The 11154-nt window shown below is 59.0% G+C and carries 13 protein-coding genes, 1 tRNA gene and 1 pseudogene; 10 read left to right on the forward strand and 5 right to left on the reverse strand.

Annotated elements, in window-relative coordinates; genetic code table 11:
- Nucleotides 1-58 precede the first annotated feature (58 nt).
- Nucleotides 59-679, forward strand: coding sequence for a transporter (locus tag I5W_RS10075; protein WP_256380767.1), 621 nt, complete (start codon nt 59-61; stop codon nt 677-679).
- Between the two features lie 121 nt (nt 680-800).
- A pseudogene (locus I5W_RS33940) lies at nt 801-2366 on the forward strand (methyl-accepting chemotaxis protein).
- 112 nt (nt 2367-2478) lie between these two features.
- Here I5W_RS33940 and I5W_RS10085 read toward each other — a convergent pair.
- Together I5W_RS10085 and I5W_RS10090 are read right to left on the reverse strand one after the other, a co-directional pair.
- Nucleotides 2479-2961 (reverse strand): group I truncated hemoglobin, encoded by a 483-nt coding sequence (locus I5W_RS10085; RefSeq protein ID WP_044529112.1) that lies wholly within the window; start codon nt 2959-2961, stop codon nt 2479-2481.
- Nucleotides 2958-3230 (reverse strand): hypothetical protein, encoded by a 273-nt coding sequence (locus tag I5W_RS10090; RefSeq protein ID WP_148289079.1) that lies wholly within the window; start codon nt 3228-3230, stop codon nt 2958-2960. Before I5W_RS10090 ends, I5W_RS10085 begins: the two co-directional genes overlap by 4 nt.
- Nucleotides 3231-3337: 107 nt before the next feature.
- Between I5W_RS10090 and I5W_RS31190 the strand changes: the two genes are divergently transcribed.
- The 4 genes from I5W_RS31190 (at nt 3338) to I5W_RS10105 (ending at nt 6457) form a co-directional block, all read left to right on the forward strand.
- The gene (locus I5W_RS31190) at nt 3338-3871 is read left to right on the forward strand and encodes a hypothetical protein (protein WP_148289080.1); all 534 of its coding nucleotides are present in this window, start codon (nt 3338-3340) and stop codon (nt 3869-3871) included.
- An 88-nt stretch (nt 3872-3959) separates the two neighbouring features.
- The gene (locus I5W_RS10095; protein WP_044529114.1) at nt 3960-4196 is read left to right on the forward strand and encodes a hypothetical protein; all 237 of its coding nucleotides are present in this window, start codon (nt 3960-3962) and stop codon (nt 4194-4196) included.
- 198 nt (nt 4197-4394) lie between these two features.
- Nucleotides 4395-5159: a hypothetical protein gene (locus tag I5W_RS31195; protein WP_148289081.1), complete on the forward strand. Its 765-nt coding sequence runs from the start codon at nt 4395-4397 to the stop codon at nt 5157-5159.
- A gap of 275 nt (nt 5160-5434) precedes the next feature.
- On the forward strand, nt 5435-6457 hold the full coding sequence (locus tag I5W_RS10105; protein WP_044529116.1) for a hypothetical protein: 1023 nt from the start codon (nt 5435-5437) through the stop codon (nt 6455-6457).
- Nucleotides 6458-6747: 290 nt separating this feature from the next.
- On the opposite strand, the gene I5W_RS10110 is transcribed toward I5W_RS10105, so the two are convergent.
- Both I5W_RS10110 and I5W_RS10115 read right to left on the reverse strand, forming a co-directional pair.
- Nucleotides 6748-6837 (reverse strand) — tRNA-Ser (locus I5W_RS10110).
- 132 nt (nt 6838-6969) lie between these two features.
- The gene (locus tag I5W_RS10115; RefSeq protein ID WP_044529117.1) at nt 6970-7758 is read right to left on the reverse strand and encodes an SDR family oxidoreductase; all 789 of its coding nucleotides are present in this window, start codon (nt 7756-7758) and stop codon (nt 6970-6972) included.
- A 253-nt stretch (nt 7759-8011) separates the two neighbouring features.
- On the opposite strand from I5W_RS10115, the gene I5W_RS10120 reads away from it, so the two are divergent.
- The gene (locus I5W_RS10120) at nt 8012-8776 is read left to right on the forward strand and encodes a sulfite exporter TauE/SafE family protein (protein WP_044529118.1); all 765 of its coding nucleotides are present in this window, start codon (nt 8012-8014) and stop codon (nt 8774-8776) included.
- 18 nt (nt 8777-8794) lie between these two features.
- Here the strand turns inward: I5W_RS10120 and I5W_RS10125 are convergent, their stop codons facing one another.
- Nucleotides 8795-9736: a LysR family transcriptional regulator gene (locus I5W_RS10125; RefSeq protein WP_044529119.1), complete on the reverse strand. Its 942-nt coding sequence runs from the start codon at nt 9734-9736 to the stop codon at nt 8795-8797.
- A 17-nt stretch (nt 9737-9753) separates the two neighbouring features.
- On the opposite strand from I5W_RS10125, the gene I5W_RS31200 reads away from it, so the two are divergent.
- From I5W_RS31200 to I5W_RS10135, 3 genes are all read left to right on the forward strand, one after another.
- Nucleotides 9754-9981 (forward strand): hypothetical protein, encoded by a 228-nt coding sequence (locus I5W_RS31200; protein WP_148289082.1) that lies wholly within the window; start codon nt 9754-9756, stop codon nt 9979-9981.
- Nucleotides 9957-10817, forward strand: a complete 861-nt coding sequence (locus tag I5W_RS10130; protein ID WP_044529120.1) for an FAS1-like dehydratase domain-containing protein — start codon at nt 9957-9959, stop codon at nt 10815-10817. Before I5W_RS31200 ends, I5W_RS10130 begins: the two co-directional genes overlap by 25 nt.
- A gap of 30 nt (nt 10818-10847) precedes the next feature.
- Nucleotides 10848-11154 (forward strand): acyl-CoA dehydrogenase family protein (locus I5W_RS10135; protein WP_044529121.1); only part of this gene is annotated, 307 nt, incomplete at its 3' end.

An 11154-nucleotide genomic window follows, 5' to 3' on the forward strand; every position in this document is an offset into this window, starting at 1 on the left:
GACTACTGATGTGACCATCCTGCGCTTTGTGCATACATGAACATCGGGTGGCTATACCGTGGGCCCCCAGGTGCTGCTCCCTTTCGCCAGTCTGCGCAGTGGTCGCGACATCAAGGCGCTAGGCAATGAGAATGCACTTGGTGACTTGATCCTGGCTGCACCGGTCTGGCTCATCAACGATCCAACGAAATCGACCTTCTTCGCCGTGGCTCCCTATCTCTACCTGCCCACTGGATCGTATTCCGACAGTCGCGCGCTCAACGTCGGGGAGAACCGCTGGAAGTTCGACCTGCAAGCGGGTCTGGTCCAGCAGATATCCGGTCCCTTGTATCTCGACCTGACGGGAGATGTCATGGCCTTTGGCAAGAACAACGATTACGGAAGTGGTCGCGGCAGTATGCGTCAGGCGCCGCTTTATCAATTGCAGTCCTATCTGCGCTACCAGTTTTCTGCCACCACCAACGCCAGCGCTGGGCTCTCGCGCACCTGGGGCGGAGAAACCACTGTCAATGGGGTGGATAGCCACGACCAACCCAATCAGTTGAAGATTTCCTTCGGTGGCAGCACCTTCGTGGGACCCAAGACGCAGATCATGGGCAGTATCGGTCGCGACTTGTCGGTGGACAACGGCTTCAAGGAAAACTTCCGTCTGAACCTGCGATTGCTGCAGATCTTCTGAGCGAGCGGGAAGCCATCGTGGTGCGCGCTTGACCCACCCGATGGCTCACGGCTTGAGTGCAGGCCGCAGGGCGGGCAAGCCCTGCCGTTTGAGTTTACCAGTTTGCCTTGAAGGATTGACTATGAAGCTGAGTATCGTCTCTCGCCTGAACCTGGTGAGTTTTGCGTTGGCGCTGGGATTGCTGGTTGTCAGTAGTACTGCCTGGATTTCACTGAACGAGGTCTCGGCGGTCGCCGAGCGCACTGCCAGTGTGCGGGTAAAACAATTGCAACGCATTGCGGATGTGGAATTGATGATCACGCGTATCTCGGCACAGTTGCGTCATACCATGCTCAATGCCAGGCAGCCGCAGGCCGTGGCCGAGATGCAGGCGGCCATGCGCAGTGACGAAAAGAAACTGGGCGAAATCTTCGTCGACTATAAAAAGGAAATCCATACCAAGGAGGGGGAAGAGTTTTTCGCCAGAGCAGTCACCTACAAGACCGGATTCTGGGATGCCGCGCAATCCAATATCAAGCTCATTGAGGCCGGTATCGCCTCTGGCAATCAGGATGCGGCCTTTGCGTTTCTCAATGAGAAGACCCTACCCGCGCTCAATATCTGGCTCAATGGTTTGATAGGGGAAAAGAAGGTGCAGTCGGATCTGCTGCTGGAGCAAATCGCACTGATCCAGGAAAGCACCAAGACCTTGCGCAATCTTCTGGTAGGACTGACCGCCATCGTCATTGCTGGTCTGGTGGCGTTTTCCTGGTATTGCTCCGGTGTACTGCGTCGGCGCTCGCAGCAGGCACAGCGGGTGGTGGAGCATATCCGTGATGGCGACCTCATGGTCAATGCCCGGGACGATGAACGTGACGAATTCAGTCCTTTGTTCAAGGCGCTGTCCGATATGCAGAGTTCGCTGGAGCGCGTGGTGTCCTCGGTGCGCAAGGGTTCGGAAAGGGTGGCCACTGCCTCGGCCGAGATCGCGCAGGGCAACCAGGACTTGAGCCGGCGCACCGAACAGCAGGCCAGCGCGTTGCAGCAGACCGCCGCCACGATGGAGCAACTCAATACAACGGTACGTAACAATGCCGACAGCGCCAGGCAGGCAAGTCAGTTGGCCCAGAGCGCTTCGGCAGTCGCGGTCGAAGGAGGCGAGGTCGTGGGGCGGGTGGTCAGCACCATGCAGGGCATCAGTGACAGCAGCCGCGAGATCGGTGACATCATCGGTGTCATTGATGGCATCGCTTTTCAGACTAACATCCTGGCGCTCAATGCGGCAGTGGAAGCCGCGCGTGCAGGCGAAGAAGGGCGCGGCTTTGCCGTGGTGGCCAGCGAAGTGCGCAATCTGGCACAGAGGAGCGCCGCGGCGGCCAAGGAGATAAAGACCTTGATCAGCCGTAGCGTAGAGCAGGTCGAGCAAGGCAACTCGTTGGTCGATCAGGCCGGCAAGACCATGGATGAGATCGTGAGCTCAATCGGGAGTGTTAGCACTATCGTGGCGGAAATCAGTTTCGGCCAGCGTCGAGCAGACTTCGGGTATTTCTCAGGTAGGTGAGGCAGTGAGCATGATTGACCAGGCTACTCAGCAAAATGCGGCCCTGGTCGAACAGAGTGCGGCCGCAGCAGAGAGCCTCAAGGGCAGGCGCAGCAGCTCGTGCACGCCGTTGCAGCCTTTAATCTGGAGGCAGACCTAGCGGAGTAGTAGCTGGCTCTGGCGGTTTCTAAGCAGCGCTTGCCTAACCTGTGTGGGACATGAAATTGATGATCAATTGGTGATCGATCACCAATTGATCAAGTTTCGTACAAGCAGAGAATCAATGTTTGGGCCAGGTGATGCCCACGCTTTTCATTCCCTTGGCCACATCCATTTCTGGATGGGCCAGCACCACGTCGCGGTAGGATGGGCTGCCGATGACAGCCGGTTTGAACTTGGTGAGAAAGGCCGTGACTTCTTCCCGGATATCGGTAGGTACCGCGAAGTTGTCGTAGCACTCGTCCATGCATTCCATTACCGCTTGCCAGTGAACCTCGGTGAGGCCCATTCCGCGGTGTGCCGTCACCATGTCGCGCCCTCTGTACTGCGCATTTCCGCCCCAGTGAACCGACAGAAAATCGACAAAATTGATGTGCTCCTTCTGGAAGGTGGATTCCGACATATGGCTCCAGATATGGCCTATGTCCGGGTGCTTCATACAGGTTCGCAGTACTTCTCCTGCGAACTTGTAGATCGCGTCATAGCCTCCCAGACGTTCATAGAGGGATGGCTTTTGCAGCTCGGATGCTTGAGTTTCATTCATGTTACGCATTCTCCATTTTTGATGTGATTCAGATATGTCGGTTGGTAGGGAGTCGCCTCCATACCGTGTCGAGAAACGCGCAAGCGGGAACGCTGCAATTGAATCCCACGAACTAGCTTGCGGTGATCAAGGTAGCGAGGATGGTTCATTGCAGCTTGCTTCTGAGGGTCAATCGACTTGACGAAAATGGACAGCGATTGTTGCGTCTTGAACAGCCCCTGGTGGAGGTCTGAGATATCCGCACTGTCCTGGGCCAGTTCCTTGATCAACTGCGTCACCGTTCGGCACGCCAGGCTCAGTTCGCCATGCGCCCCCCCCCACGGACTACCAGGTCAATACGCCGCTGGACGACTCGGGCAATGCGATTGGTCCGTCGGTGACGACGCTCACGGGCTATAGCGCATACACGGGCGTCAATATTCCTGACAGCACTAATGCCTATGGGGACAGTAGTGGGCTGGGGCAGCAGACGCTCAACCAACCTCAAACACTTCGACCTGCATGGGTTCCTGAAGGCGAGCCGGTGTTACATTCAAGGTATCCAGACGGAACGCCGGTGTTTGATGGAATGCAGCCTGGAAAAATCACTGGTCCGCTGACGGATTCACAAGGGAAACTTGTTAGCGATCCGCACACGGTACGACAATTTGATCCAGTCAACGGCGGAGTTTATAAGGCACGTGAATACGGTGCGAATGGTATTCCTATCCGGGATATAGATTTTGCGCATCCGACGTTCCCGAATGGTACGCTGCGGCCCGATCATACGGCCCCTGAGCAGTATTTCTACATTCCCAATGATCCGCTGAATCCGAAGGCTGGATATAACGCGGTCCTGGACAACCGATTGGTGGCTGATTATGAATTTATCTATTCCAGCGTGGAGAGAGGGGCATTACCTAAGTCTTGAAGAGATTCTTCGAGCACTGGGTGATGTTTGCAGCGAATTTCAGTGGACCTTGCACGCGGACGATGTGGCTCCCGAGCCAGGAACTGATGTGTTGCTTGGACTCGATCCAGGCCAGCCCCTTAGCTACTCAACGCTATTGAGAATGGTGACGCCGCAGTTGCAGGTTATCGACGGTGAAGCGGTTGCTGTCGATCCGGTTAGTAGCGAAAAGCGGCTTCTGATTCGAGCGGTCGATAGTACATCTTGGGACATTGAAACTGAGATGCAAAGCGTCGTCGATAAAGTTCGCGAATGTTATCCATGGGCGACGGCAAGGCTTGATTAACCTCTGCAAAATCTTTTGCAATCCAAAAAAATATCCGTTAGCTGGTTGGGAAGTGCAAGCCAATTGCACTCTTGACCGTACCCGTCAGTCTGCCTGAAGTCGATCGACAGAATACCCATGCGCCGGATCAGTGAGCGGACCTTCACCTAAGTTCGCCAAATGATTCCGATCCATCAGATGTACCCTGGGAGTTATGCAATGATGATTCGCCGTAGATATTCCTTCTCCAAAGCCGCAGAAAATCGCCCGACTCACCTCCCCTGGCGAGCGCTGATCATTTCATGCTTGCTGGCTTGGCATGTGACCGCACATTCTCAAGACATTCCGCCCTATCTCCAGACTGCGCGAGATTTGGTCAATGACGTCAAACCTGAAGATAACTCTTATCAGCATCACGGCTGGATAAAGCTAAAGGGAGAATCCACCTTGTTTGGGAAAGTAGAAGTTTCAGAAGTCCACGCGGACTGTAGCGGACTGATAGATGCACTCCTGGAACGATCGGCCCCTCAGGTCTTAAAAGTATTTCGTTCGCAGAATTGGAAATCGTATCCGAAAGCAGAAAACTATTACGCTGCAATTTCTACTGATAATGGCTTCGAGTTCAGAAAGAGAATGGAAGACGTCGAACCCGGCGATATTTTTGCCGCCAAGTTCGACAATGAGATGGACACCGGCCATGTGATGCTGGTAGACGCCAAGCCAAGACTGATTGAAACCCCCATTGAACCGATCGTCGCTGATACCCAGCAATGGGAAATTGTCGTCATCGATTCGTCCAGCTCGCATGGAAAAACTGATACACGCTTCCGTGCAAGCGGAAAGAAACAGACAGGTATCGGCCGTGGAAGTGTGCGCGTATACACTGATAAGGCTGGCCAGTTGGTAGGCTGGGTCATGACGATGAGCCCCCGCCAGAAATTCAAAAGCAACGGATCACTGGCCATTGGCAAACCTGTTTTGTAAGTGGCCGTTGGCTAGCCTGATTTTGTGTTCATCCGATACTTGATGAGCATACGCAGCAAATCGACGATGGGCATGATTTGCGGCTGTGTTTTTACGCTCGACGTAGTCATGCGTCATGTATGTGCCTGACAAAATGCTGACGCAAAACGCAGCGAAAAATCTCGCGCAAGAAATCGTGGGCGCCAGTAAACTGAGCCCCACCAATCAGGGAGTCATTAGTCACGCGAGCCGTGCAAACAAGTTGCGCCGACCGGCATCGCTGTCACATCACAATCATGAAAAAAACCATTCTGCTGACCCTTGGCCTGGCAGTAACGATGTTGCTTGCCGGCTGCGCCTCGACCGTGCGTAACTACGGCCCGGATGAGCGCTTCTCCGATACCGAAGCCATGGCCGGCTCCACTGCAACACCCGAGCAGTGTGCTCGCACAAGCGATGCCGTATGGGTGAGCGGCCCCGGCTTCCAGGAATGTATCCGCTACTTCCCCTCGCACGATTTCAGCAGCGGCCAGGTCGAGCGCGCCATCGTCTTCATGGCGGGCGATGTGATCATCGGACGCACGATAAGCTCGGCCTATTCCAGCCTGACCCCGCACATCCTGCAGAAGCGTGCCGAGCAGGAGCGGCTGCGCGGCGATACTCCCTATCTGATCCTGGGTCGGCCGGGCACCGATGGCAGCAGCGGCGACGAGAAACGGCGGCGCACGCAATATGAAACCCTGGTCGTTAATGCCGCCATCGATAAAATCAAGGCCAAGTACGGCATCCGCGTCTTCGGTCTGGTCGGCCAATCGGGCGGCGGCGGGCTGGTGGCTGCGCTCATCGCCGAGCGCAGCGATGTGCTGTGTGCGGTGCCGTCGTCGGGCGCCACTGCGGTCAAGCACCGCTTCATGTCGATGGGCATGAACGTCGATACCACCGGCACCTCCGCCGCCGATGTCTGGGATCCCGTCGAACAGATCAGCCGCGTGCATCCCATGCCCGGCTTCCGCATGTTCGCCACCAGCGATCTTCAGGACAGCGATGTCGGTTTCAGATCGCAGGCGTATTACGTCAATGCTGCGCGCCAGGCGGGACTGCCAGTGATCCAGTTGATCGTGGAGGCATCGGGACCAGCCCATCATCAGACTTTCGGCGTGGGTAATCGGGTGGTTGAGGATTGCATGAATGGTTTGTCCACCAACTATATCGTGGCGACGTATTCAGGCATGGCCAACAATTATCCAGACATGGATGGCCTGGCCCGCAAGGCGCGGATGCAGCGGCAAGCGGAAGCGCAGGAGCAGGGCAAGAAGTAGCAGGGATCTGCTCTGACGGCTTTGCCATACAAGGCCGCGCAAGGTGGGTTTACGGATGTCGCTGAACCAGTGATGGCCGTGATCTTTCCAACAGAAGATCGTCGCCGCGTGCTTGGGATTCTTGAATCCCGGCTTGGTCGGCAACTACCCCGTCAGCGCAGACCCATCTCGTCTGCGCTGAATAACATAAAAGCCGCAAGTCCAACGACTTGCGGCTTTTATGTTTTATGCCGGATCTGATTGGGGCATTAAGAAACGCCACCTTCAACGCTGTGATGCCACTGTATTCTTGGCGGAGGCTGTGAGATTCGAACTCACGGACGGGTCACCCCGTCGGCAGTTTTCAAGACTGCTGGTTTAAACCACTCACCCAAACCTCCTTGCAATGCAGCCGGGCCAGTTGCCCGTCGCATGAGGGCCGCATTATACATCACATCACTGGTTTTGCAGCCAGCGCTTGCCAAACTGCAACGAGTCCGCGCCCCACCGCCACGCTCGCCGCTCCAGGCCGATCAGAACGTGCCCGGATAGGCCCCGCCATCCATCAACAGATTCTGCCCGGTGATGAAGCCGGCCTGCGCACTGCACAGGTAAGCGCAGGCATCACCAAATTCGGCCGGGTCGCCAAACCGTCCGGCCGGATTGAGCTTGCGCCGGTCCGCCAGCACTTCGTCGACCGTGCGCCCACTCTGCTGGGCTGCGCCGGTGGCGGTGGAGCGCAGGCGGTCGGTTTCGAACGGGCCCGGCAGGAGATTGTTGATGGTCACGTTATGCGCCACCGTTTTGCGCGCCAGGCCGGCGACAAAGCCGGTCAGCCCGGAGCGGGCGCCGTTGGAAAGGCCCAGGATGTCGATCGGGGCGCGCACCGCGCTGGAGGTGATGTTGACGATGCGCCCGAAACGGCGTGCGATCATGCCATCGACGGTGGCCTTGATGAGCTCGATGGGAGTGAGCATGTTGGCGTCCACCGCTGCGATCCAGTCATCTCGCGTCCACTCGCGAAAATCGCCCGGCTTGGGGCCGCCGGCATTGGTCACCAGAATGTCCGGGGCCGGGCAGGCGGCCAGGGCCAGGGCGCGGCCTTCCGGGGTGGTGATGTCGCACACCACGGTGCGCACGCTGGCGCCGGTGGCGGCCACTTCCTGGCGGATTGCCGCTGCCGCCGCTTCCAGCGCTTCGGCACCACGCGCCAGCATGGTCACGTGGACGCCTTCGCGTGCCAGCGAGAGCGCGCAGGCGCGGCCCAGGCCCTTGCTCGATGCACAGACGAGGGCGGTCTTGCCCTTGATTCCCAGATCCATTCGTTTTCCTTTGCTAAAGAGGGCGCGCTGCGACCGCCAGGACGGCGATGGCAGGCTGCGCTACACTGTCGGGCCTGACCAGCGGCGGGCCGGGGCTACTTCTTCATCACCATGTAGATGGCCAGCGCAATGAGGGCGATCACGCCCATCTCCAGCGCAAAGACGATGACGCCGCTCATGTCAGTCTCCTTTTTATCCTTCGATGTTGCCGCTGCAGGACGCTGCCCGGCGGCAGAGGCAACACTTTACACCGATGACGGCTTCCTTGTTTTTCTCTGGCATGGTCAATTTTCTGCTCGGCGCTGCACTGGGCGCCATGGGCGGCTTGTTTGGCATCGGCGGCGGGCTCATCGCCATTCCGGTGCTGGGTTACCTCTACGGCATGGACCAGCAACTGGCCCAGGGGACGGCGCTGGTGATGATCGTGCCCAACGTGGTGATCGCCTTCTGGCGCTACAAGCAGCGTAACCGGATCGAATGGCGTACGGCGGCCATGATGTGTGTGCCGGCCGTCTTCACCACCTATGCTGCCGCACGCTTGGCCACTGCCATGAATGCGCGCAGCCTGCATGTCTGTTTCGCCGCCTTCATGGGGCTCCTGGCGCTGTACTACCTGTGGACGCTGCTGGGTCGCAAGCGCAGCGTGCAATCTTCATTGCTGCTGGGGCCTGCCTATATTCCATTTGTGGGCGTGGCGGCAGGGGCCTCGGCGGGGTTCTTCAGCGTGGGTGGGGCGATCGTCGCAGTGCCCTTGCTGACGGCCTTCTTCGGTGCCACGCAGACCGCAGCGCAAGGGCTGGGGCTGGCGATGGTCACCCCAGGGGCATTGGTGGCGCTATGGACCTATGCTCAGGCCGGGCATGTCGATTGGGCAGTGGGCCTTCCCATGGCCTTGGGTGGGGTGCTCAGTATTTCCTGGGGCGTGGCCCTGGCGCACCATCTGCCAGAGCGGCGCCTGCGCATCCTGTTCTGCGCGGCGTTGCTGGCGCTGTCGGTGTGGATGATGATGGGCGGTTGAGTTTGCCAGGGCGCCTTGTCAGGTGCCGGTCTTGGCGTTGAGGAGCAGAGCTTTGTCGTCATCGCTGGGCTGGGCCGTCTGTTCTCGGATGAATTCGACCAGGTTGCGGGCATGGGGCGAAAGCGTTTCCATGTTCTGGACCACCATGCTGCGCTCGCGCACACTCCACGGGTCGCTCAATTCCACCACCGCCAATTGCATGGTCTGTTGATGTCGTAGTGCCGCCGAGCGCGGGACGATGCCGATGCCGACATTGGTTTCTATCATGCGGCACATGGCTTCGAAGCTGCGCACCTGGATGCGCAGCTTGAGCCTTTGTCCATGCTCGGAGACGATCCGGTTGAGGAAGTGGTGCAGGGTGCTGCCCTCGTGCAGACCGATGTGCTCGTACTCCAGCGTGTCGAGGAAGGCAATGCTGCCGGCGCCGGCCAGCGGGTGTTCCAGGGCAGTGGCCAAGACCAGGCGGTCGGTGGAGAAGTTCAGGATCTGCAGGCCATCGCCTTGCACCGGACCGGCGACGATGCCGATGTCGGCCGTGCCTTCCTGGATGCCACGCAGGATGTCGTGGTTCAGGCGTTCTTCGAGCGCGACGTTGACCTGCGGATGGCGGGCCAGGAACTTGCCCAGGATCTCGGGCATGAATTCGGTCACCGCCGTGGTGTTGGCGAAGATGCGAATGTAACCCTTGATACCATTGTTGTACTGCTGCATGTCGCTCTTGAGGTGCTCTACCTGCTGCATGAAGAGCTGGGCATGGTGCAGCAGCGTGTGGCCGGCGGGTGTCAGTTGCACGCCCTTGTTCTCGCGGTAGAGCAGGCGCGTGCCCAGGCGGGTTTCCAGTTCCTTGATGCGGTTGCTGGTGGCCGCCAGCGAGAGGTTCATGCGTTCGGCGCTGCGCGTCAAGCTGTTGAGTTCGGCGATCAGGATGAACAGGCGCAGGTCGGTCAGGTCGAACAGCATGGCAGCTCCCGCAGAGGATGATGAAGAGTACCGATGGTACGCCGATTGAGGAGCCTTGCGGCAAGGCAGATGTGTTGCAGCGCCAGATAGATGCCCGCGCTGGTGCTGACCTGACTTCAGTTTTGCCAAAGCCCCCCTTCCAAAAATACAGATTGTCTGCACGATGCGGTCACGCCAGACTGGCGCCCAACATTGAATTTGAACAACGAGGCGAGCAGACATGGCGCACCCTGATCTCGACCTGACCCTGCTGCGGCAGTGGCTGGGCAAGACCGAAACCCGACAGGACCAGATCAGCCCGGCGCTGGCCGCAGCGCTGGCCGCTACGCTGGATGGACCACGCCAGCCCGGGGCAGGCGCCAGCTTGCCGCCGCTGTGGCACTGGATCTATTTCTGGAACGTGTGCCGCCAGTCCGAGGTGGGGGCCGATGGGCATCCGCAGCGTGGCGGTTTCCTGCCGCCGGTGCCCTTGCCGCGCCGCATGTGGGCCGGTGGTCGCTTGCGCTTCGAGGCACCGTTGCCCATCGGCGCCGAAGCCGAAAAAATCTCGCGCATCGCCAGTGTCGACATCAAGCAGGGGCGCACCGGCGCACTGGCCTTCGTCACCGTGCATCACACCATTCGTCACCAGGGGCAGGTCTGCCTGACCGAGGAGCACGACATCGTCTATCGCGACCTGCCACCACCAGGCGCGGCGCCGGTAGCGCCCAAGGCCGCTCCCACCGGGGCGCAGTGGTCGCGCCGGGTGCTGCCTGATCCGGTGCTGCTGTTTCGCTATTCGGCGCTGACCTTCAATGGGCATCGCATCCATTACGACCGCAGCTATGTCACTGGCGTGGAAGGGTATCCGGGCCTGATCGTGCATGGGCCGCTGATTGCCACCTTGCTGGCCGACCTGCTGGCGCGCGAGATGCCGCAGGCGGTCTTGCGCGAGTTCAATTTCCGGGCCGTGGGCAGCCTGTTCGATATCGACACCTTCACGCTGTGCGGGCAACCCGCCGCCGATGGCCGCAGCGTGGCGCTGTGGGCGCAGAACGAGCGTGGCGAGCTGGCCATGCAGGCCGAGGCCATCCTGGCTTGAAACGATATAAATCATTTTGGAGTTGCCTTCATGTTGCACCAGTCCGTCCCCGATACCCATGCCGACCTGCGCGATGCCGTGCGCGACCTGTGCCATACCTTCCCCCCGGAATACTGGCGCAAGGTCGATGAGGCGCGTGGCTATCCCGAGCAATTTGTCGATGCGCTCACCAAGGCCGGCTGGCTGGCTGCGCTGATCCCGCAGGAGTATGGCGGTTCAGGCCTGGGGCTGACCGAGGCGTCGGTCATCATGGAAGAGATCAATCGCACCGGTGGCAATTCCGGTGCCTGCCACGGCCAGATGTACAACATGGGCACGCTGCTGCGGCATGGTCGCC

Source organism: Herbaspirillum sp. B65, assembly GCF_000333555.1.
Classification (GTDB): domain Bacteria; phylum Pseudomonadota; class Gammaproteobacteria; order Burkholderiales; family Burkholderiaceae_D; genus Herbaspirillum; species Herbaspirillum rubrisubalbicans.

Bases quoted from the DNA above. Each gene is read 5' to 3' on its own strand.
- I5W_RS10115 (WP_044529117.1), bottom strand. From the start codon at position 7,758: ATGGATCTGGGAATCAAGGGCAAGACCGCCCTCGTCTGTGCATCGAGC.
- I5W_RS31195 (WP_148289081.1), top strand. From the start codon at position 4,395: ATGATGATTCGCCGTAGATATTCCTTCTCCAAAGCCGCAGAAAATCGC.
- I5W_RS10120 (WP_044529118.1), top strand. From the start codon at position 8,012: ATGACGGCTTCCTTGTTTTTCTCTGGCATGGTCAATTTTCTGCTCGGC.
- I5W_RS10105 (WP_044529116.1), top strand. From the start codon at position 5,435: ATGAAAAAAACCATTCTGCTGACCCTTGGCCTGGCAGTAACGATGTTG.
- I5W_RS10085 (WP_044529112.1), bottom strand. From the start codon at position 2,961: ATGAATGAAACTCAAGCATCCGAGCTGCAAAAGCCATCCCTCTATGAA.
- I5W_RS10130 (WP_044529120.1), top strand. From the start codon at position 9,957: ATGGCGCACCCTGATCTCGACCTGACCCTGCTGCGGCAGTGGCTGGGC.
- I5W_RS31200 (WP_148289082.1), top strand. From the start codon at position 9,754: ATGATGAAGAGTACCGATGGTACGCCGATTGAGGAGCCTTGCGGCAAG.
- I5W_RS10125 (WP_044529119.1), bottom strand. From the start codon at position 9,736: ATGCTGTTCGACCTGACCGACCTGCGCCTGTTCATCCTGATCGCCGAA.